This window comes from Cellulosimicrobium composti (genome assembly GCF_010287905.1).
In the GTDB taxonomy this organism is placed as follows: Bacteria; Actinomycetota; Actinomycetes; order Actinomycetales; family Cellulomonadaceae; genus Cellulosimicrobium; species Cellulosimicrobium composti.
This window is the reverse complement of record NZ_JAAFAN010000054.1, coordinates 1-20151: the sequence shown is the minus strand read 5'-3', so window position 1 is coordinate 20151 and position 20151 is coordinate 1. Positions and strand designations below refer to the sequence as shown.

The window sequence follows — 20151 nt, the reverse complement described above, 5'->3', positions numbered from 1 at the left end:
GTTGACACCGCGGCCGCCGCGCGTCCATGATTCCCGCAACCTGAATCGCCTCTCATGTTTGAGCGGCGCTCCCCCAGGACCACCCAACGAAGGGCGAAGTCATGCGGACGAAGAAGTCCCACCGGCCGGCACTCGCCGTCGCCACGCTCGCGGTGGCGAGCCTCGTGCTCGCCGCGTGCGCGCCGACCGACGCGACGGGCGGCGACGCGAGCCAGGCGACCGACGGCGCGTCGAGCGCGAGCGCCGAGCCGGTCGACGTCGGCATCATCTACTCCAAGACCGGCCCCCTCGCCGCGTACGGCGAGGCCTACTACGAGGGCTTCCAGGCCGGCCTCGACCACGCGACGGGCGGCACCGGCGAGGTCGACGGCCGCCCGATCAACGTGACCTTCCACGACGACGGCGGCGACCCCGACAAGGCCGTGGGCCAGGCGAAGGACCTCATCGGCAAGGGCTACCAGATCCTCGGCGGCACCGTCGTCTCGGGCGTCGCGCTCAAGCTCGCCGAGCAGGCCGAGCAGAACAAGGTCCTCTACATCTCCGGCCCCGCCGCGGTCGACGCGCTGACCGGCATCAACGACTACACGTTCCGCTCGGGCCGCCAGTCGCTCCAGGACGTCGCGACCGCGGGCACGTTCCTCGACCCGCAGGGCGCCGAGGTCGTCGTGTTCGCGCAGGACAACGCGTTCGGGCAGGGCAACCTCGCGGCCGTCGAGGCGGTCCTCGGCGCGCAGGGCGCGAACGTCAGCAGCGTGCTCGTGCCCGAGGACGCGACGGAGTTCACGCCGTTCGCGCACCAGATCGTCGACGCCGCGCCGGACCTCGTGTTCGTCGCGTGGGCGGGCGCCACGTCCGGCGCGATGTGGCAGGGACTCGACCAGCAGGGCGTGCTCGACTCGACGACGGTCGTCACCGGGCTCGGCGACGTCGCGACGTACGGCGCGTACGGCGCCGCCGCGAGCAAGGTCGACTTCCTCAACCACTACTTCCCGGGCGCGGCCGGCACCGAGGTCGAGGCCGCGATGCTCGCGTCCGTCGAGGCAGCGGGCAAGCAGGCGGACCTGTTCACGCCCGACGGGTTCGTCGCGGCGCAGATGATCGTCCACGCGATCGAGGAGGGCGGCGACGACGTCGACGCCATGGTCGACGCGCTCGAGGGCTGGACCTTCGAAGGCCCCAAGGGCACCACGACCGTCCGCGCGTCCGACCACGCGCTCGTCCAGCCCATGTACCAGGTCAGGCTCGTGGCCGACGGCGACGCGTGGGTGCCGGAGCTCGTCGCCGAGGTGCCGGGCGAGGACGTCGCGCCGGCCGAGGCGGGCTGACGTGGGCGAGCCGCACACCACCCCCGCGCTCGAGGTCCGCGACCTCGGCCTGCAGATCGGCGGGGCGCGCATCCTCCAGGGCGTGAGCCTCGCCGTCGGGCGGGGCGAGATGCTCGGGGTGATCGGTCCCAACGGCGCGGGCAAGACGACGCTCTTCAACCTGGTCTCGGGGATCCACCGCCCGACGAGCGGGTCGGTGCTCCTCGAGGGCGCGGACGTCACGACCACCTCGGTGGCCGCGCGCGCCCGCGCCGGACTCGGCCGCACCTTCCAGACGTCGAGCCTGTTCCCGCGCCTGAGCGTCCGGGAGAACGTGCGGCTCGCCGCGCAGGGCCGCCTCGGCGGCGCCCTGTCCGTGCTGCGCTTCCCGCGTCGCGGCGACGCCGCGACGCGGGAGGCCGACCGGCACCTGGAGACCGTGGGCCTCACGCACCGCGCGGAGGCCGCGGCGGGCGACCTGTCCCACGGGGACAAGCGCAAGCTCGAGATCGCGGTGCTCCTCGCGACGGAACCGAGCGTCGTGCTGCTCGACGAGCCCATGGCGGGCGTGTCGTCGGCCGACGTCCCGGGCCTCGTCGAGGTCATCCGGGACCTGCACGCCACGGGGTGCACGGTCCTCATGGTCGAGCACCACATGCACGTCGTGCTGCGGCTCGCCGACCGCGTCGCCGTCATGCACCACGGCGAGCTGCTCGCGTGCGACACCCCCGACGCGGTCATGGCGGACCCGACGGTGCAGAGCGCGTACCTCGGCATCACGGCAGGAGAGGCGGCATGAGCGCCGGGAGGAACGACACCGACCGCACCGGGGCGACGCCCGACGTGCCCGTCCTCGACGTGCGCGGGCTGTCCGCGCGCATCGCGGGTCAGCCGGTCGTCGAGGACGTCACCTTCTCGGTCCCGGCCACCGGCGTCACGGCCGTCCTGGGGCGCAACGGCGTCGGCAAGACGTCGACGCTCAAGGCCGTGCTCGGCCTGATCGAGCGCCGCGGCGAGGTGCTGCTCGCGGGCGAGCGCGTCGACGGCGAGCGCACGGACCGGATCGTGCGCCGCGGCGTCGGGTACGTGCCCGAGGACCGGGAGGTGTTCGCCGGGCTCACGGTCGCGGAGAACCTGCGGCTCGCGGAGCGCGACGCCCACCCGCGGCGCGAGCTCGTCGCGGAGCTGTTCCCGGACCTCGTGCAGCGCGCGGCGCAGAGGGCCGGCACGCTCTCGGGCGGGCAGCAGCAGATGGTGTCGCTCGCGCGCGCCCTGCTCAACGCCAACCGGCTCCTCCTCGTCGACGAGCCCACCAAGGGCCTCGCGCCGCGCATCGTCGGCGAGGTGACCGACGCGCTCGCGGAGGCGGCGCGCACGGTCCCGATCCTGCTCGTCGAGCAGAACCTCGAGGTCGTCGAGCGGCTCGCGGAGCGCGTCGTCGTCGTCGACGCGGGCCGCGTCGTGCACACCGGCCCGGCGCGCGCGCTCCTCGACGACCCGGACCGCGTCCAGCAGCTCCTCGGCGTGCACGCCGAGGTCGACGACCGAACGGCCGAAGGGGCGGTGTCCCGGTGAGCACGATCGTCCTCCTCCTCGTCACAGGGCTCGGCCTCGGGGCGCTGTACTTCCTCGTCGCGTCCGGGCTGTCGCTCATCTACGGGCTCATGGGCGTGCTGAACTTCGCGCACGGCTCGTTCCTCACGCTCGGCGCGTTCGGCGGCTGGTTCGTCGCGCGCACGCTCGGCGCGGACTCGTGGGGCGTGTTCGCGCTCTCGCTGCTCGCCGGCGCGGTGGTCGGCGCGGCCGCGGCCGCGCTCACCGAGCTCCTGCTCATCCGCCCGCTGTACGAGCGGCACATCGAGCAGGTGCTCGTCACCGTCGGCCTGTCGCTCGCGTCCGTCGCGCTGTTCGAGGGCATGTGGGGCTCGGACCCGGAGTTCATCTCCGGCCCCGCGTGGCTCAAGGGCACGACCGACCTCGCGGGCGCGCCCGTGCCCAACGACCGGTTCGTCGCGATCGCGGCGGCGGCGCTCGTGCTCGGCGCGATCGTGCTGTTCCTCCGGCGCACGCGCTACGGGCTCATCATCCGCGCGGGCGTCGAGAACCGGTCGATGGTCACCGCGCTCGGCATCGACGTGCGCAAGGCGTTCACGCTCGTGTTCGCCGTCGGCGGCGCCGCCGCGGGCCTCGGCGGCGTGCTCGCGTCGCAGTACTTCGGGTACGTCTCGCCGCACCTCGGCGGGTCGCTCCTCATCTTCGCGTTCATCGTCACCGTCATCGGCGGGCTCGGCTCGCTGACCGGCGCGGCCGTGGCGTCCGTGCTCGTCGCGGTCCTGCAGCAGTTCGCGAACTACTACCTCGGCTACGGCGACCTCATCGTCGTGCTCCTGCTCGCGCTCGTGCTCCTCGTCCGTCCCACCGGCCTCCTCGGGAGGGCAGCCGCATGACCACCCAGACCGCTCCCCCGGCCCCGGCCACCCCGGCCGACGACGCGCCGCGCGCCGAGCGCACCGTCCGCCGGGCGCCGTCGGGCACGATCGTCCGCACGGTCGCCGGCCTCGCGCTCGTCGTGCTCCTCGCGTGCCTCCCCCTGCTCGCGATCCACGTGCCGGGCGTCCTGCCCGGCCCCACGTACACGCCCGGGGCGCTGCAGATGATGGCGCTGTGCTGGCTCATCGGCGCGCTCGCGCTGAGCTACCACCTGCTGTTCGGCGTCGCGGGGCTGCTGAGCTTCGGCCACGCGCTCTACTTCGCGGCAGGCGTCTACGGGCTCGCGATCGTGCTCGACACGACCGAGATCCCGCTGCTGCCCGCTGCGGCGCTCGTGCTCGTCGGCGGGATCGTGCTCGCGCACGTCGTCGGCGCGATCTCGCTGCGGGTCACGGGGATCTCGTTCGCGATGGTCACGCTCGCGTTCGCGCAGGCGGGCAACGTGCTCGTGCGCCGCAACCCCGGCGGCGCCACGGGCGGCGAGGAGGGACTCGCGCTCGCGACTGCGAACGTCCCCGACGCGCTCGTGGGCGTGCTCAACACGCGCAACCTCTACTGGCTCGCGCTCGGCGTGCTCGTCGTCGTCTACCTCGTCGTGCTGTGGGTCGAGCGCTCGCGCGCCGGCCACGTCGCCGCGGCGACGCGCGAGAACGAGGTCCGCGTGCGCGTGATCGGCGGGCGCCCGTACCTCGTCAAGCTCCTCGTGTTCGTCCTCGCCGCGACCCTCGCGACGGTCGTCGGCATGGCGTACCTCCTGCTCCAGTCCGGGGCCGTGCCGCGCGCGACGTCGGCCGACTTCACGCTCACGCTGCTCGTCATGGTCGTGCTCGGCGGCGTCGGGTCCCGATGGGGCGCGATCGTCGGCGGCGTGCTCTACACGATCCTCGACCAGCGGCTCGGGACGCTCGCGAGCTCCGCGGCCGTCGCGGACCTGCCCGCGGTGCTCCGCGTGCCGCTCAGCGAGCCGCTGTTCCTGCTCGGGACCCTGTTCGTCCTCGTCGTGATGTTCCTGCCCGGGGGCATCGCGGGCGCCGCGTCGCGCCTCGCCGCGCGCCGCCGCCCGCGGGAGGATCGGGAGGGAGCCCGCGAGCGCCTCGAGGAGGTGGCATGACGACGACGCACCTCACCGGCGCGCACGACGGCCTGCACACGCTCGGGCGCTGGACGCGCGACCGCGCGCTCGCGACGCCCGAGCGCGTCGCGGTCGACGACCGCGGCGTGACCCTGCGCTACCGCGACCTGCACGAGCGCGCGAGCGCCCTGGCGGCGGCGTTCCGGGACGCGGGGTACGGCGTCGGCGACCGCGTGGCCACGGTGACGGGCAACAGCGCCGACCAGGTCGTGCTGTTCTTCGCGTGCGCGCAGGCCGGGCTCGTGCTCGCGCCGCTGTCCTGGCGCCTGTCGCCCGGGGAGCTCGCGGCGCAGCTCGAGCAGGCCGACCCGGCACTCGTCCTCGTCGAGCAGGAGTTCTCGGCGCTCGCCGACGCGGCGCTGGACCGCCTCGTGCTGCCGCCCCGGCGGACCGAGCTCGGGCGCAGCGGCGTCGAGGCGCACGTGCCGCCGCCCTCGCGTCGGCCGCGGGTCACGCACGGCACCGCCGGCACGGCGGTCACGGGGACGGGGACGGGGACGGGGACGGGGACGGGGACGGGGACGGCGCCCGTGCCCGAGCGCCGGCCCGTGCGCGACGACGACCCGCTGCTGCTCGTGTTCACGTCCGGCACGCAGGGCGCGGCCAAGGGCGCGCTGCTCACGCACGCCAACTGCTTCTGGACCAACCTGTCCCTCTCGCGCACCGTCGAGCTCACGAGCCACGACGTCGTGCTGAGCGTGCTGCCGCAGTTCCACGCGGGCGGCTGGAACATCCAGCCCCTGCTCGCGTGGTGGACCGGCGCGACGGTCGTCCTGGAGCGCACGTTCGAGCCCGAGCGCGTGCTCCAGCTCGTCGCGGAGCGCCGCGTGACGACGATGATGGGCGTCCCGACGAACTACCTGCTCCTCGCCGAGCACCCCGGCTTCGCGGACGCCGACCTGTCGTCGCTGCGGCACGCGGTGGTCGGGGGCGCGCCGATGCCCGAGCCGCTGCTGCGCACGTGGCACCGGCGCGGCGTCGCCCTCTCGCAGGGGTACGGGCTCACCGAGGCGGGCCCCAACGTGCTGTGCCTGCCCGACGACCAGGCACGCGAGCGCATCGGGTCGGCCGGCACGCCGTACCCGCACGTCGAGGTCGCGGTCGCCGACCCCGTGACGGGGCGGCACCTCGACGGTCCCGCGGCGGGCGAGCTCCTGGTCCGCGGGCCGGGCGTGTTCGCCGGGTACTTCCGCGACGCGGCCGCGACGGCCGCCGTCCTGCACGACGGCTGGCTGCGCACGGGCGACCTCGTCGAGCGCGACGCGGACGGCTACTACCGCGTGGTCGACCGTCTCAAGGACGTATTCATCGTCGGCGGCGAGAACGTCACGCCGTCGGAGGTCGAGGCCGTGCTGCGCCGCCACCCGGGCGTCGCGGACGTCGCGGTCGTGGGCGTCCCCGACGACCGGTGGGGCGAGGTCGGCGCGGCGTTCGTCGTGCCGCGCCCGGGCTTCCCCACCGACGCCGAGGACCTCGAGGCGTTCTGCCGCCGCGAGCTCGCGCACTTCAAGGTCCCGCGCCGCTTCGACCTCGTCCCGTCCCTGCCCCGCACGTCGCTGCACAAGGTGTCGCGCCGCTCGCTCGTCGAGCGCGTGACCGTCCCGGAGGACTCATGAGCACCCAGCCCCGCACCGCCCGCGGCAACCGCACGCGCGCGAAGATCCTCGCCGCTGCCGAGCAGGTGTTCGCCGAGGTCGGGTACCACGAGGCGTCGATCGTGAAGATCACGGAGTCCGCGGGCGTCGGCCAGGGCACGTTCTACCTGTACTTCGAGTCGAAGATCGACGTGTTCGACGAGCTCGTCGACGACCTCAACCGGCGCGTGCGGCACGCGATGATCGAGGCGAGCTCGCAGGCCACGACGCGCCTGGACGCCGAGCGCGCGGGCTTCGAGGCGTTCTTCCGCTTCACCGCCGAGCACCCGGCGCTGTACCGGATCGTGCGCCAGGCCGAGTTCGTCTCGCCCGGCGCGCTGCGCCGCCACTACTCGCGCATCGTCGAGGGGTACATGACGGGGCTCGACAAGGCGCGCGCGAACGGCGAGGTGGGTCCCGACGTCGACCCGGAGGTCGCCGCGTGGGCGCTCATGGGCATCGGCGAGATCGTCGGCATGCGCTGGGTCCTGTGGGGCGGGCGGTGGGACGAGGGCGCCGAGCCGCCGTCGTACGACACCGCGGCCGCCGAGGTCCCGCCCCACGTCTTCGAGCAGACCATGCAGTTCATCGAGCGCGCGCTCGCCGCGCCCCGGACCGGGCCCGTGCCCGCGTCCCCGACCGAAGGAGACGAGCGATGACCGCCCCCACCCCCACCCTCGCCGGGCGCCGCGCGCTCGTCACGGGCGGCGCGAGCGGCATCGGCGCCGCGTGCGCGCGCGAGCTCGCCGCGCGCGGCGCGCACGTCACGGTCGCCGACGTCGACCCGGACGGCGCGAAGCGCCTCGCCGACGAGCTCGGCGGCGAGGCGTGGGTCGTCGACCTCGCCGACACGCGCGCGCTCGACGACCTCACGCTCGACGTGGACGTGCTCGTCAACAACGCGGGCGTGCAGCGCGTGAGCCCCATCGAGGAGTTCCGGCCCGACGACTTCCGCCTGCTGCACGCGATCATGCTCGAGGCGCCGTTCCTGCTCGTGCGCGCCGCGCTGCCGGGCATGTACGCGCGGGGCTTCGGTCGCGTCGTCAACGTCTCGTCGGTGCACGGGCTCGTCGCGTCCCCGTTCAAGTCGGCGTACGTGTCCGCGAAGCACGGGCTGGAGGGCCTGTCCAAGGTGACGGCGCTCGAGGGCGGCCCGCACGGCGTGACGAGCGTGTGCGTCAACCCCGGGTACGTGCGCACGCCCCTGGTCGAGAAGCAGATCGCGGACCAGGCGCGCGTGCACGGCATCCCCGAGTCGGAGGTGCTCGCGACCGTGCTCCTCGCCGAGTCCGCGGTCAAGCGGCTCGTCGAGCCCGAGGAGGTCGCGTCGCTCGTCGGCTGGCTCACCGGCCCGGACGCGTCGATGGTCTCCGGGGCGTCGTGGACGATCGACGGCGGCTGGAGCGCGCGGTGAGCGCGGGCACGACGGCGACCGCGCGCGACGTCACCGCCGCGACCCACACGTACGCGACGCTCGACGTGCCCGTCGCGGGCGGGAGGCTGCGCGTCGGCGTGTGGGACCCGGTCGGCCCGCACGCCCCCGAGCCGGCCGCCCGGCCCGGCGGCGCACGCCCGGCGCCGGGTGCCGTCCCCACCGTCCTGGCCGTGCACGGCATCACGGCGTCGCACCGCGCGTGGCCGGCCGTCGTCGCGGCGCTGCCGGGCGTGCGCGTCGTCGCACCCGACCTGCGCGGCCGCGGGCGGAGCAACGCGCTGCCCGGCCCGTACGGCATGGGCGCGCACGCCGACGACCTCGCGGCGGTGCTCGACGCGCTGGGGATCGAGAGCGTCGTCGCGCTCGGGCACTCGATGGGCGCGTTCGTGTCCGTCGTGCTCGCGCACCGCCACCCGGGCCGCGTGGCGCGGCTCGTGCTCGTCGACGGCGGCGTCCCGCTCCCGCCGCCCACCGGGCTCGCACCCGACGCGACGCACGACGAGGTGCTGCGCGCGCTGCTCGGCCCCGCGGTCGAGCGCCTCGCGCGCACGTTCGCCGACCGCGAGGAGTACCGCGCGTTCTGGCGCGCGCACCCCGCGTTCGCGAGCGCGTGGGACGAGCCGTGGGGCGACGTCGTCGCGGGCTACGTCGACTACGACCTCGTCGGCGAGGCCCCGGCCCTGCGCCCGGCGTCGTCCGCGGCGGCGGTGTCCGCCGACTCGCTCGAGCTCTACGAGGGCGGCCCGCTCGCCGAGGCGCTCACGGGCGAGCGCCCGCTCGACGTGCCGCTCGTCCTGCTGCGCGCGCCGCGCGGCCTGCTCGACGAGCCCGAGGCGCTCTACTCCCCCGAGCACCTCGCCGCGTGGCGCGAGCGGCTGCCGGGGCTGCGCACCCGCGACGTAGCGGGTATCAATCACTACACGATCATCATGAGCCCGCCCGGCGTCGAGGCCGTCGCGGGCGAGACCCTGCGAGCCCTGGACGCCGTCACGAGCGGCGCACCGGGACCCGCGAGTGACGAGGAGGTCACGGCATGAGCCCCACGATCGCGTCCCCACGAGGGACCGGGCTGGACAAGGTGGTCGCGTCCGCGGCCGAGGCGGTGGCGGACGTGCCCGACGGCGCGTCGCTCGCCGTCGGCGGGTTCGGCCTGTGCGGCAACCCGATCGCCCTCATCGAGGCGCTGCTCGCCCAGGGCACGCGCGACCTGTGGGTGGTGAGCAACAACTGCGGCGTCGACGACTGGGGTCTCGGGGTCCTGCTGGGCGCGGGGCGCATCCGGAGGATGACGAGCTCGTACGTCGGGGAGAACAAGGAGTTCGAGCGCCAGTTCCTCTCGGGCGAGCTCGAGCTCGAGCTCACGCCCCAGGGCACGCTCGCCGAGAAGCTGCGCGCCGGCGGCGCGGGCATCGCCGGGTTCTGGACCCGCACGGGCGTCGGCACGCAGGTCGCCGAGGGCGGCCTGCCCCAGCGGTACGACGGCGCGGGCGGCGTCGCGCAGGCGAGCGCGCCCAAGGAGGTGCGCACGTTCGGCGTCGGGCCGCGCGGCCGCGACGGGTCCTACGCGGAGGAGGCCGAGTTCGTGCTCGAGGACGCCATCACGACGGACTTCGCGCTCGTGCACGCGCTGCGCGGCGACCGGCACGGCAACCTCGTGTTCCACCGCTCGGCCCGCAACTTCTCGCCGCTCGCCGCGATGGCGGGCCGCGTGTGCGTCGCGCAGGTCGAGGAGCTCGTCGAGCCCGGCGAGATCGACCCCGACGAGGTGCACCTGCCCGGCGTGTTCGTGCACCGCGTCGTCGAGGTCGGCCCCGACGCGCCCAAGCGCATCGAGCGCCGCACCGTGCGCCCCGCCGCCGCGACCGACCAGCCCGCGCCCGCGTCGTCGGGCACCGCGACCAGCACGAAGGAGGGCTGAGACATGGCGCTCACCCGCGACGAGATGGCCGCCCGCGCCGCACGCGAGCTCCAGGACGGCTGGTACGTCAACCTCGGCATCGGCCTGCCGACGCTCGTGCCCAACTACGTGCCCGCGGACAGGCACCTCGTGCTCCAGTCGGAGAACGGGATCCTCGGCGTCGGGCCGTACCCGACCGAGGACGCCGTGGACCCCGACCTCATCAACGCCGGCAAGGAGACCGTCACCGTCCTGCCGGGCGCCGCGTTCTTCGACTCCGCGCTGAGCTTCGGCATGATCCGCGGCGGCAAGATCGACGCCGCCATCCTCGGCGGCATGCAGGTCTCCGAGACGGGCGACCTCGCCAACTGGATGATCCCCGGCAAGATGGTCAAGGGCCCCGGCGGCGCGATGGACCTCGTGCACGGGGCGGGCCGCGTGATCGTCCTCATGGAGCACGTCGCGCGCGACGGGTCGCCCAAGATCCTGCGCTCGTGCTCGCTGCCCCTCACCGGACGCGGGGTCGTGCACCGGATCATCACCGACCTCGCGGTGATCGACGTGACGCCCGACGGCCTCGTGCTGCGCGAGACCGCGCCCGGCGTGAGCGTCGACGACGTGCGCGCCGCGACCGAGCCCGACCTCACCGTCGCGCTCGACGACGCGCCGCTCGACGCGGCCGACGCCCGCCCGTCCACGCGAGCCGCCGGGACGCCGTCGTGACGCGCGACGTCCTGCGCCACGACGTGACGACACCGCGCGGGTGCGAGCACGTGCGCGAGGTCGCCCCCGACGGCGCGGCGCGCGCGACCGTGCTCCTCGTGCACGGCAACTGCTCGTCGTCGGCGTTCTTCGACCCGCTGCTGCGCGCGCTGCCCGCCGACGTGCGCGGCGTCGCCGTCGACCTGCGCGGGTACGGCGACGCCGAGGTGCGGCCCGTCGACGCGACGCGCGGCGTGCGGGACTTCGCCGACGACGTCTTGGCCGTGCTCGACGCCCTCGACCTCGGGCGCCCGCTCGTCGCGGTCGCGCACTCCGCCGGGGCGGGCGTCGTGCTCCAGCTCGCCTCGGACCTGCCCGACCTGTTCGACGCGATCCTCCTCGAGGCGCCCATGTCGCCGTACGGGTTCGGCGGCACGCGCGACGTCGACGGCACGCCGCTGTCCCCCGACGTCGCGGGATCCGGCGGCGGGAGCGCCAACCCGGCGTTCGTCGCGGCGCTCGCGGCGGGCGACCGGAGCGAGGACGCCGGGTCGCCGCGCGACGTCCTGCGTCGGTTCTACGTCGCCGACCCGGCGTCGCTCGGCGAGCCGCTGGGTGCCCTGGAGGAGCTGCTGCTCGACTCCGTCCTGTCCACCCGCACCGGCGACGACAACTACCCGGGCGACCGGACGACGTCGGACGCGTGGCCCGGCGTCGCACCCGGCACGCGCGGCATGAACAACGCGATCAGCGCGCGGTACTGCGACCTCTCGGGGTTCGCGACGTCCGGCGCGACGGCGCCCGTGCTGTGGGTGCGCGGCGACGCCGACGCGATCGTCTCCGACGCGTCGCTGTTCGACCTCGCGCAGCTCGGCGCGCTCGGTGCCGTGCCCGGGTGGCCCGGCGCCGAGACGCACCCGCCGCAGCCGATGGTCGCCCAGACCCGCGCCGTCCTCGACGCCTACGCCGCCGCGGGCGGCAGGTACCGTGAGGAGGTGCGGCCCGGCGTCGGGCACAGCCCCCACCTCGAGGAGCCGGACGTGTTCCTCGATCTCCTGCTCGGGCTCGTGGACGACGCCGTCGCCCGCACGACCACCGCACGAGCGGACGCCACACCCCCGGCGCCCGCGCAGACAGAGCCGTCCGCACCCCTGGAGGTCCAGCCGTGAGCACCACCCCCGTCTCCCCCGCACGCCCCGACGACGTCGTGGTCGTCGCCGCCGCCCGCACGCCCCAGGGGCGGCTCAAGGGCTCGCTCGCCGCGCTGACCGCCGTCGAGCTCGGCGCCGTCGCCGCGCGCGCCGCGATCGAGCGCTCCGGCCTCGGCGCGGACGCCGTCGACGCGGTCGTGCTCGGCCAGGTGCTCCAGGCCGGGGCCGGGCAGAACCCCGCGCGCCAGACCGCCGCGGGCGCCGGCGTCGGCTGGGACGTGCCCGCCGTGACGGTGAACAAGGTGTGCCTGTCCGGGCTCACCGCCGTCATCGACGGCACGCGCATGATCCGCTCCGGTGAGGCCGAGGTCGTGCTCGTCGGCGGCCAGGAGTCCATGACGAACGCGCCGCACCTCCTGCCCGGCTCGCGCGCCGGGTTCACGTTCGGCGACGTGACGCTCGTCGACGCCGTCGCGCGCGACGGGCTCACCGACGCGTTCGACCGCGCCTCCATGGGGGTCTCGACGGAGCGCACCAACGTCGGCGACGTGTTCGTCTCGCGCGAGGAGCAGGACGCCGTCGCCGCCGCGTCCCACCAGCGCGCCGCCGCCGCGTGGAAGGACGGGCTGTTCGACGCCGAGCTCGCGCCCGTGAGCGTCCCGCAGCGCCGCGGCGAGCCCGTCGAGGTCCGCGACGACGAGGGCGTGCGCCCCGACACGACCGTCGAGGGCCTCGCACGCCTGCGCCCGGCGTTCGACCCCCAGGGCACCATCACCGCGGGCAACGCGTCGCAGATCTCCGACGGCGCCGCCGCGCTCGTGCTCACCACGCGCGCCCGCGCCGAGTCCGCCGGGGCCCCCGTGCTCGCGACCGTCCGCACGTGGGGCCAGGTCGCCGGCCCGGACACGTCGCTGCACTCCCAGCCCGCACGTGCGATCCGCCAGGCCCTCGACCGGGCCGGGTGGACGGTCGACGACCTCGACCTCGTCGAGATCAACGAAGCCTTCGCGACCGTCGTCGCCGTGTCCACGCGCGTGCTCGGCGTCTCGCCCGACGTCGTCAACGTCCACGGCGGCGGCATCTCGCTCGGCCACCCCATCGGCGCCTCCGGCGCCCGCCTCGCCGTCCACGCCGCGCACGAGCTCGCCCGTCGCGGCGGCGGGCGCGTCGCGGTCGGGCTGTGCGGCGGCGGCGGGCAGGGAGAGGCGCTGCTGCTGGAGGCCTAGGGCTCGTCCGCGACGGGGTGGGCCGGCGGCGCCCCGGACGTTCGACGGGACGGTTCGGGAGGACCCACCTACGATCGCGAGATGCAGCCCACCGTGACGGAGACCCGAGCCTCCGAGCCCGTCGACGACGAGCGCCCGCGGCACGGCGTGTGGGGGCGGTGGGTGCGGCGGTTCTCCGCCACGGGGCTCGTGCTCGCGCTGCTGTGGTTCTGCCTGTCGCTCACGCCGTCGCTCATCCCGCGCGCCTGGTACTACCAGGCCGTGATCTCGGGCGTGAGCGCCGTCGGCGGGTACGCGGTCGGCGCGTTCGTCGAGTGGTTCGCCGTGAAGGTCGGTCTGCGGGTCCGGTGGACGGCCCGCGCGAGCCGGGTCGCGTGGTGGGTGCTCGCCGGGGCGACGGCCGTGCTCGTCCCGCTGTCCCTCGTGCTCGGGGCGCGGCGCCAGATCGAGCTGCGGCACCTGTTCGGCATGTCCGAGGACGTCCCCGGCCGCGAGGTCGTCACGCTGGCCGTCGCCGTGGCGGTCGCCCTGCTCGTGCTCCAGACCGCGCGCGGGCTGCGCCGGGTCGCGCGCTGGGTGGCCCGCCTGGTCGGGCACGTCGTGCCCGCGCCGCTCGCGCGGTTCGTGAGCGGCGTACTCGTCGCCGTGGTCGTCGTGCTCGTGCTCAACGGCGTGGTCTGGTCGGGCGCGATGAACGCGCTGAACGCGATCTACGTCGCGGCGAACGCCGAGATGGACCCGCGGCTGTCCCCGCCGCAGCAGCCCGAGCGGTCCGGCTCGGCCGCGTCGCCCGAGACGTGGGAGTCGCTCGGCGCCGAGGGCCGGAAGTTCGTCGTGTCCGGGCCGACCCTCGAGGAGCTGCGCGCGTTCGCCCAGGCGGGCGACGTCGTCGACCCGGCGGACGTGCGCGAGCCGATCCACGCGTACGCGGGCCTCGACCCCGACGGCGACCTCGACGCGACGGCCGCGCGCGTCGTCGACGAGCTCGACCGCACCGACGCGTGGGACCGGTCCGTCCTCGTCGTCGCGACGACCACCGGCACCGGCTGGGTGGACCCCGGCATGGTCGAGGCGGTCGAGCTCATGCACGGCGGCGACACGGCGATCGCGAGCATGCAGTACTCGTACCTGCCGAGCTGGATCAGCTTCGTCGGAGACCGCACGACGCCACCCGCGGCGGGCAAGGCGCTGTTCGAGGCCGTCTACGACCGGTGGTCGGAGCTGCCCGAGGACGACCGCCCGCGCCTGCTCGCGTTCGGCATCTCGCTCGGGTCGTTCGGCATGCAGGGTGCGTTCAGCGGCGTGCAGGACGTCGAGGCCCGCTCCGACGGCGCGATGTTCACCGGGACCCCCGGCTTCACCCCCCTGTGGCGCGAGCTCACCGACGCGCGCGACCCCGGGTCGCTCGAGTACGCCCCCGTGCTGGACGACGGCCGCCAGGTCCGCTGGGGCGACCCGGTCGCGCCCGGCGTCGCCGACCTGTGGGGGCCCGGCCCGCGGTGGGACGAGCCGCGCGTCGTCTACCTCCAGCACGCGTCCGACGGCGTCACGTGGTGGGGTCCCGAGACCCTGTGGTCGGAGCCCGACTGGCTGCGCGAGCCGCGCGGGCCCGACGTCCTGGGCGACGTGCGCTGGTACCCGTTCGTCACGTTCTGGCAGCTCACGGGCGACCTGTTCGTCGCCGCGGCGTCGGACATCCCGCCCGGTCACGGGCACGTGTACCACCTCGAGTACGCCGACGGCTTCGCGGCGCTGCACGCCCCCGACGGCTGGACCGACTCGGACACCGCGCGTCTCAAGGACGCGATGGGCGCCCCGAGCGGGCAGAGCTCCACCGGCTGACGCGACCGCGCCGACGTCCGGCCCGCCCCGCGGTGCGTGAGGCGTCCGCGATCGTCCGACGGATGCACGGGCCGTAGCGGGCCCGGCGTCAGAGCGCGCTGCGCACGCGCAGTACGACCGCGGTCAGCGCGAGGAGGACGACGGCGCCGGCGTACCAGGACGCCGTCGTGCCCAGCGAGAGCACGGGCACGAGGAGCCCCGCCGCGACGGCGGGGAGGCCGAACGAGAGGTAGCTCACCGTGTACACGGACGCGAAGACCCCGGCCCGTTCGTGCGCGCCGACCGAGCGCAGAACCCCCGTGAACGACGCGCCGAACCCGGTGCCCGCGACCACGACGCTGAGCAGGTAGACCGGCAGCGAGCCCCCGCCGATCGCCACGAGCGCGAGCGCCGCGCCCGCTGCGACCCCGGTCATGCCGACGATCGAGGCGGTGCGGGCGGGGAGCCCACGGACGAGGAACGCCGCGGCCGCCGCCCCCGCGGACAGCAGACCGACGACGCCGCCCTGCCACAGGTGCGAGCGGACCCCGAACTCGGACGCGACGATGCCCGCCCCGAGGGACAGGTAGAGCCCGCCGTTCGCCCAGCCCGCCAGCAGCGCCGGGACGCCGACCCAGAAGGTCCGCACGCCCGACCGCGGGAGGGCGAGGTGAGGACGCAGCGCCGTCCGCCACCCCTCGTGACGGGGTGACGTCTCCGGTGCGACCCACACGGCGGCGGCGAGCACGGCGTACGCGACGCCCAGCGCCCCGAACACCTCGCCCATCGCGCGGGCGGGCGTGACCGTCAGCGCCGCGCCGCCCACGGTCGCGCCCACCGCGAGGCCCACGAGCGGCGCGACGGAGTTCCACACCGCACCCGAGCCCCGTCGGTGCGCGGGTTCGAGCTCGGTGATCGTCGCCGCGAGCGCTGACAGCAGGACCCCGCTCGCCAGCCCCTGCAGGGAGCGAGCCACGAGGAGTCCCGCGACAGACCCGGCGTGCCCGAAGGCGACGACGCTCACGGCGAGGAGCACGAACCCGGCACTGAGGCCGGGTCGGCGCCCCACGTGGTCCGACAGCGAGCCGGCGGTGAGGAGCGCACCCAGCAGCACGACCGCGTAGATGGCGAACACGGCCGTCATCGCCGCGGGCGTGGCGTCGAACCTCGCCTGCAGGTCCGGGTAGAACGGCGACGGCGCGCTCGCGGCGGCCATCATCAGCGTGCTGGCGACGACGGCCACCGCGAACCCGACCCGCCGCGAGACGGTACCGGTCGTGGTCATGAGCGCACCGTGCCGTCGGGCTCGTCGGGTTCGCTCGGCACCGGCGCCGCTGCGGCCGCGGGGGCGACGGCAGCGCGCACGTCCGCCGCGAAGCCGGCGACGGTGAACCCGTCGGGGACGGAGTCGACGAGCACGAGGTCCGAGATCGCGTTCTCGGTGCGCAACGGGAGACCGCTCGGGCAAGATATCTGATGGGTGTAATCTAAAGTTCGCTGCTGGCTGACGACGGAAGGGGGCAGCGATGAGCAGGTCGTCCCAGGCGGACGCGGCGCGGCACCGCGAGGAGGTCGTGGACGCGACGTCCCGGATGCTGCGCGAGCGGGGCGCCGCGAACGTGAGCGTGCAGGAGGCGATGTCGGCGGCCGGGCTCACGCACGGCGGCTTCTACAAGCACTTCCGCTCGAAGGACGACCTCGTCGCGGCCGCGACGCGCGACGCGTTCGGCGACATCCTCGGCCGCCTCGACCGGGTGGCCGCGGAGAGCCCCGACGGACCCACCGCGCGCGACCGGCTCGTCACGGAGTACCTCTCCCCGGAGCACCGCGACGCGCCCGGGACCGGCTGCGCCAACGCCGCGCTCGCGACGGACGCCGCGCGCGCGACGAGCCCGGAGCTGCGCGCGGCCTTCACCGACGGGCTGCGCGCGACCGTCGACCGCCTCGCCGCGGTCGAGGGCGGCGGGCCCGACGCGCGCGCCCACGCGCTCGTGGACCTCGTGGTCCTCGTCGGGAGCCTGACTCTCGCCCGGGCCACGACCGGCGACCCGGTGTCCGACGAGCTGCTCGCCCTGGCGCGGGAGCACCTCGCGCAGAGGTGAGCGTCACCGCCCCGGGCGCACCCGCACGGGCGAGGCGCCGTCGCTCGGCGCGTGCGCCTCGAGGAACGAGAAGACCTCCGTCTGGTCGACACCGGGGAAGGCTCCCGTCGGCATCGCCGCGAGCATCGACGCGTGCGGTCGCGCGCTGGGCCACGCCTGGCCGGCCCAGCGGTCCGCGAGCGCGTCCGGCGGGCGGCGGCAGCACGCGTCGTCGGGGCAGCGCGACACGAGCCGTTCCGTCGTGTCGCGCCCGAGGAACCACTTGACGTGCGCGAACGGCACGCCGACGCTCACCGAGAACTCCCCCTCCGCCGCCCGCTGGACGCGGGACGTGCACCAGTAGGTGCCGCTCGGGGTGTCGGTGTACTGGGAGAACGGGCTGAGCCGGTCCTCGACCGCGAACACCGTGCGCGCCGTCCAGCTGCGGCACACGTACTGACCCTCGACCGCGCCGAGCGGGTCCGCGGGGAACCGGACGCCGTCGTTCTCGTACGCCTTGTGGATGACGCCGGACTCGTGGACCTTCATGAAGTGCACCGGGATCCCGAGGTGCCTCGTCGCGAGGTTGGTGAAGCGGTGCGCCGCCGTCTCGTAGGACACGGCGAACGCGTCGCGCAGGTCCTCGACCGAGATCTCGCGCGCGTCCTTCGCGGCACGCAGGGTCCGCACCGCGTGCCGCTCCGGCAGGAGCAGCGCCGCCGCGAGGTAGTTCGCCTCGACCCGCTGGCGCAGGAACTCGCGGTAGTCGCTCGGCTCGGCGTGCCCCAGCACGTGCGGCGCGAGGGCCTGGAGCAGGGCCGACGTCGCGTTGGAGCGCCCGCGGAGCCCGTCGCTCGGGAGGTACACGCGGTGGTGCCGCAGGTCGAGCACCGACCGCGTCGAGTGCGGCAGGTCGCCCACGTAGTGGATGGTGAACCCGAGGTGGGTCGCGATGTCGGCCGCGACGCGCTGCGGCAACGGCCCGCCCTCGTGCCCCACGCTCTCGAGCAGCTCGGCCGCGGCGTCCTCGAGCTCGGGGAAGTAGTTGTCCTGCGCGCGCATGGTCGCGCGCAGCTCGGCGTTCGCCCTCCGCGCCTCCTCCGGGGTCGCGGCACGCTCGGCGTGCAGGCGCTGGAGCTCGCGCTCGAGCGCGACGATCGTCTCCAGCGCGTCGGTCGGCAGCGACTTGCCGACACGGACGGGCCGCAGCCCGAGCGCGTCGAAGAGCGGCCCGCGCTGCACGCGCTCGAGCTCGATCTCGAGCGCGTCCCGGCGTGACGGCGGCTCCGGGGAGAGGAGGTCGTCGAGGCTCGCGCCGAGCGCTCGTGCGACGGCCTGGAGCTGCGCGAACTTGGGCTCGCGCTTGCCGTTCTCCAGCAGGGAGACCTGCGAGGGCGCGCGGCCGATCGCCGCGCCGAGCTCGTCGAGCGTCATGCCGCGCGCGGTGCGCAGGTGGCGGATCCGGCGGCCGATGGTCAGCGCGTCCGGCTCGCTCTCGAGCGGGATCTGAGCATGTTCCGTGATTCCGGCCGGTCGCGTCGTCGGGATAGCCATGACTCAGAGTGACACGTGCCACTCTTTCCGCACAACAGAAGATCGTCGATTCTTTCGCTCGATCTCGCTTGAGAAGGGCTTCACACGGGGAGGAAGGTCGAAGCACGGACCTCGCCGAGGTCCACCGACCGGCCCGGCCGGCCCGCACGCGGCGGGTCGGCGCACCACCAGGAGGCACCCGTGACCAGGCCCACCATCGTCAGCCGCCGCTCCCCGTCCGAGTACGCGGGCGGCGCCCGTCCGCTCGGCGCCGTCGCGACGACGTCGGGCGTCGCGGGTCCGACCACCGGCACCCCGCGCCGCCCCGGCGACCAGACCGAGACCGCCGTCGAGATCTCCGCCCGCTGGGCGAGCGACCCGCGCTGGTCCGGCCTCCGGCGCGACTACACCGCCGAGGACGTCGTGGCGCTGCGCGGATCCGTCCGCGAGGAGCACACCCTCGCCCGGCGCGGCGCCGAGAAGCTGTGGGAGCTCATCCACACCGAGGAGTGGGTCGCCGCGCTCGGCGCGTTCACGGGCAACCAGGCCGTGCAGCAGGTGCGCGCCGGCCTGAAGGCCATCTACCTGTCCGGGTGGCAGGTCGCGGCCGACGCCAACCTCTCCGGCCAGACGTACCCCGACCAGTCGCTGTACCCCGCCAACTCGGTGCCGGCCGTCGTGCGCCGCATCAACAACGCGCTCCTGCGCGCCGACCAGATCGAGACGGCGGAAGCCGCGGGCTCGGGCGACGGACGCCCCTCGCGCGACTGGCTCGCCCCGATCGTCGCCGACGCCGAGGCCGGGTTCGGCGGCCCGCTCAACGCCTACGAGCTCATGCAGTCGATGATCGCCGCGGGGGCGGCCGGCGTGCACTGGGAGGACCAGCTCGCGTCGGAGAAGAAGTGCGGCCACCTCGGCGGCAAGGTGCTCGTCCCCACGAGCCAGCACATCCGCACGCTCAACGCCGCGCGCCTCGCGGCCGACGTCGCGGGCGTGCCGTCCGTGATCATCGCCCGCACGGACTCGCTCGCCGCGGACCTGCTGACGTCCGACGTCGACGAGCGCGACCGTCCGTTCCTCACGGGCGAGCGCACGTCCGAGGGCTTCTACCGGGTGCGCCCCGGCCTCGACGCCGTGGTCGCGCGCGGCCTGGCCTACGCACCGTACGCCGACCTCATCTGGGTCGAGACGGGCGAGCCCGACCTCGAGCTCGCGCGCACCTTCGCCGAGACGATCCACGCGCAGCACCCGGGCAAGAAGCTCGCCTACAACTGCTCGCCGTCGTTCAACTGGAAGAAGCACCTCGACGACGCCCAGATCGCGAGCTTCCAGAAGGAGCTCGCCGCGATGGGCTACGCGTTCCAGTTCATCACGCTGGCCGGCTTCCACGCCGTCTCGCACTCCATGTTCGAGCTCGCGCGCGGCTACAACGAGCGCGCGATGTCCGCCTACGTCGAGCTGCAGGAGGCCGAGTTCGCCTCCGAGGCCGACGGCTACACCGCCACCCGCCACCAGCGGGAGGTCGGCACCGGCTACTTCGACCGGGTCGCCACGGCTCTCAACCCCGACGCCGCCACCCTCGCGCTCGCCGGGTCCACCGAGACCGCCCAGTTCCACTGATCCCCACCGCGGGGGGGGGGGGGGCCCCCCCCCCCCCGCCCGCCCCCCCCCCCGCCCCCCCCACCGCGGCACCCCCACGACAGCCCCCACACCCCCCCCCCACACCCCCCCCCCAGCGCCCCCCC

19 protein-coding genes are annotated in these 20151 nt (G+C 75.1%); 16 read left to right on the top strand and 3 right to left on the bottom strand.

Annotation, left to right across the window (positions count from 1 at the left end; genetic code table 11):
• Positions 1–101: 101 nt before the first annotated feature.
• From GYH36_RS14675 to GYH36_RS14610, 14 genes are all read left to right on the top strand, one after another.
• Positions 102–1325: a substrate-binding domain-containing protein gene (locus GYH36_RS14675; RefSeq protein WP_024841083.1), complete on the top strand. Its 1224-nt coding sequence runs from the start codon at positions 102–104 to the stop codon at positions 1323–1325.
• Position 1326: 1 nt separating this feature from the next.
• Positions 1327–2103, top strand: coding sequence for an ABC transporter ATP-binding protein (locus GYH36_RS14670; RefSeq protein WP_115942229.1), 777 nt, complete (start codon positions 1327–1329; stop codon positions 2101–2103).
• On the top strand, positions 2100–2879 hold the full coding sequence (locus tag GYH36_RS14665; protein WP_162290217.1) for an ABC transporter ATP-binding protein: 780 nt from the start codon (positions 2100–2102) through the stop codon (positions 2877–2879). The genes GYH36_RS14670 and GYH36_RS14665 overlap by 4 nt, the downstream gene beginning before the upstream one ends.
• Positions 2876–3751 (top strand): branched-chain amino acid ABC transporter permease, encoded by an 876-nt coding sequence (locus GYH36_RS14660; protein WP_024841080.1) that lies wholly within the window; start codon positions 2876–2878, stop codon positions 3749–3751. The genes GYH36_RS14665 and GYH36_RS14660 overlap by 4 nt, the downstream gene beginning before the upstream one ends.
• The gene (locus tag GYH36_RS14655; protein ID WP_155099551.1) at positions 3748–4905 is read left to right on the top strand and encodes a branched-chain amino acid ABC transporter permease; all 1158 of its coding nucleotides are present in this window, start codon (positions 3748–3750) and stop codon (positions 4903–4905) included. Before GYH36_RS14660 ends, GYH36_RS14655 begins: the two co-directional genes overlap by 4 nt.
• On the top strand, positions 4902–6542 hold the full coding sequence (locus GYH36_RS14650) for a class I adenylate-forming enzyme family protein (RefSeq protein ID WP_162290216.1): 1641 nt from the start codon (positions 4902–4904) through the stop codon (positions 6540–6542). Before GYH36_RS14655 ends, GYH36_RS14650 begins: the two co-directional genes overlap by 4 nt.
• A complete protein-coding gene (locus GYH36_RS14645; protein ID WP_115942225.1) occupies positions 6539–7219 on the top strand; it encodes a TetR/AcrR family transcriptional regulator in 681 nt (226 codons plus the stop codon). The genes GYH36_RS14650 and GYH36_RS14645 overlap by 4 nt, the downstream gene beginning before the upstream one ends.
• The gene (locus GYH36_RS14640) at positions 7216–7974 is read left to right on the top strand and encodes a 3-hydroxybutyrate dehydrogenase (RefSeq protein ID WP_024841076.1); all 759 of its coding nucleotides are present in this window, start codon (positions 7216–7218) and stop codon (positions 7972–7974) included. Before GYH36_RS14645 ends, GYH36_RS14640 begins: the two co-directional genes overlap by 4 nt.
• Positions 7971–9032 carry an alpha/beta fold hydrolase gene (locus GYH36_RS14635; RefSeq protein ID WP_162290215.1) on the top strand — a complete coding sequence of 354 codons (1062 nt, stop codon included), beginning with the start codon at positions 7971–7973 and terminating at the stop codon, positions 9030–9032. Before GYH36_RS14640 ends, GYH36_RS14635 begins: the two co-directional genes overlap by 4 nt.
• On the top strand, positions 9029–9913 hold the full coding sequence (locus GYH36_RS14630) for a CoA transferase subunit A (protein WP_115942224.1): 885 nt from the start codon (positions 9029–9031) through the stop codon (positions 9911–9913). Before GYH36_RS14635 ends, GYH36_RS14630 begins: the two co-directional genes overlap by 4 nt.
• A gap of 3 nt (positions 9914–9916) precedes the next feature.
• A complete protein-coding gene (locus GYH36_RS14625; protein ID WP_115942223.1) occupies positions 9917–10615 on the top strand; it encodes a CoA transferase subunit B in 699 nt (232 codons plus the stop codon).
• A complete protein-coding gene (locus GYH36_RS14620) occupies positions 10612–11763 on the top strand; it encodes an alpha/beta fold hydrolase (protein ID WP_312028652.1) in 1152 nt (383 codons plus the stop codon). The genes GYH36_RS14625 and GYH36_RS14620 overlap by 4 nt, the downstream gene beginning before the upstream one ends.
• Positions 11760–12971 carry an acetyl-CoA C-acetyltransferase gene (locus GYH36_RS14615; protein WP_024841071.1) on the top strand — a complete coding sequence of 404 codons (1212 nt, stop codon included), beginning with the start codon at positions 11760–11762 and terminating at the stop codon, positions 12969–12971. Before GYH36_RS14620 ends, GYH36_RS14615 begins: the two co-directional genes overlap by 4 nt.
• 81 nt (positions 12972–13052) lie before the next feature.
• Complete coding sequence (locus tag GYH36_RS14610; protein WP_162290214.1) at positions 13053–14813, top strand: alpha/beta hydrolase; 1761 nt, start codon at positions 13053–13055, stop codon at positions 14811–14813.
• A gap of 88 nt (positions 14814–14901) precedes the next feature.
• Here GYH36_RS14610 and GYH36_RS14605 read toward each other — a convergent pair whose 3' ends face one another.
• Both GYH36_RS14605 and GYH36_RS14600 read right to left on the bottom strand, forming a co-directional pair.
• A complete protein-coding gene (locus GYH36_RS14605) occupies positions 14902–16077 on the bottom strand; it encodes an MFS transporter (RefSeq protein WP_162290213.1) in 1176 nt (391 codons plus the stop codon).
• A complete protein-coding gene (locus tag GYH36_RS14600; RefSeq protein WP_155100199.1) occupies positions 16074–16241 on the bottom strand; it encodes a hypothetical protein in 168 nt (55 codons plus the stop codon). The genes GYH36_RS14605 and GYH36_RS14600 overlap by 4 nt, the downstream gene beginning before the upstream one ends.
• 77 nt (positions 16242–16318) lie before the next feature.
• Here GYH36_RS14600 and GYH36_RS14595 point away from each other — a divergent pair, with 77 nt between their 5' ends.
• Positions 16319–16894 carry a TetR/AcrR family transcriptional regulator gene (locus GYH36_RS14595; protein ID WP_115942218.1) on the top strand — a complete coding sequence of 192 codons (576 nt, stop codon included), beginning with the start codon at positions 16319–16321 and terminating at the stop codon, positions 16892–16894.
• Positions 16895–16897: 3 nt separating this feature from the next.
• Here the strand turns inward: GYH36_RS14595 and GYH36_RS14590 are convergent, their stop codons facing one another.
• Complete coding sequence (locus tag GYH36_RS14590; RefSeq protein ID WP_024841066.1) at positions 16898–18427, bottom strand: helix-turn-helix transcriptional regulator; 1530 nt, start codon at positions 18425–18427, stop codon at positions 16898–16900.
• A 180-nt stretch (positions 18428–18607) separates the two neighbouring features.
• Here GYH36_RS14590 and aceA point away from each other — a divergent pair, with 180 nt between their 5' ends.
• Positions 18608–20026 (top strand): isocitrate lyase, encoded by a 1419-nt coding sequence (gene aceA, locus GYH36_RS14585; protein ID WP_024841065.1) that lies wholly within the window; start codon positions 18608–18610, stop codon positions 20024–20026.
• Positions 20027–20151 lie beyond the last annotated feature (125 nt).

What these genes read in the sequence shown, in the direction of transcription:
- GYH36_RS14675 (WP_024841083.1), top strand. Translation starts at nt 102, where the DNA reads ATGCGGACGAAGAAGTCCCACCGGCCGGCACTCGCCGTCGCCACGCTC.
- GYH36_RS14605 (WP_162290213.1), bottom strand. Translation starts at nt 16,077, where the DNA reads ATGACCACGACCGGTACCGTCTCGCGGCGGGTCGGGTTCGCGGTGGCC.
- GYH36_RS14640 (WP_024841076.1), top strand. Translation starts at nt 7,216, where the DNA reads ATGACCGCCCCCACCCCCACCCTCGCCGGGCGCCGCGCGCTCGTCACG.
- GYH36_RS14645 (WP_115942225.1), top strand. Translation starts at nt 6,539, where the DNA reads ATGAGCACCCAGCCCCGCACCGCCCGCGGCAACCGCACGCGCGCGAAG.
- GYH36_RS14610 (WP_162290214.1), top strand. Translation starts at nt 13,053, where the DNA reads ATGCAGCCCACCGTGACGGAGACCCGAGCCTCCGAGCCCGTCGACGAC.
- GYH36_RS14650 (WP_162290216.1), top strand. Translation starts at nt 4,902, where the DNA reads ATGACGACGACGCACCTCACCGGCGCGCACGACGGCCTGCACACGCTC.
- GYH36_RS14595 (WP_115942218.1), top strand. Translation starts at nt 16,319, where the DNA reads ATGAGCAGGTCGTCCCAGGCGGACGCGGCGCGGCACCGCGAGGAGGTC.
- GYH36_RS14625 (WP_115942223.1), top strand. Translation starts at nt 9,917, where the DNA reads ATGGCGCTCACCCGCGACGAGATGGCCGCCCGCGCCGCACGCGAGCTC.
- GYH36_RS14630 (WP_115942224.1), top strand. Translation starts at nt 9,029, where the DNA reads ATGAGCCCCACGATCGCGTCCCCACGAGGGACCGGGCTGGACAAGGTG.
- GYH36_RS14655 (WP_155099551.1), top strand. Translation starts at nt 3,748, where the DNA reads ATGACCACCCAGACCGCTCCCCCGGCCCCGGCCACCCCGGCCGACGAC.
- GYH36_RS14665 (WP_162290217.1), top strand. Translation starts at nt 2,100, where the DNA reads ATGAGCGCCGGGAGGAACGACACCGACCGCACCGGGGCGACGCCCGAC.
- GYH36_RS14590 (WP_024841066.1), bottom strand. Translation starts at nt 18,427, where the DNA reads ATGGCTATCCCGACGACGCGACCGGCCGGAATCACGGAACATGCTCAG.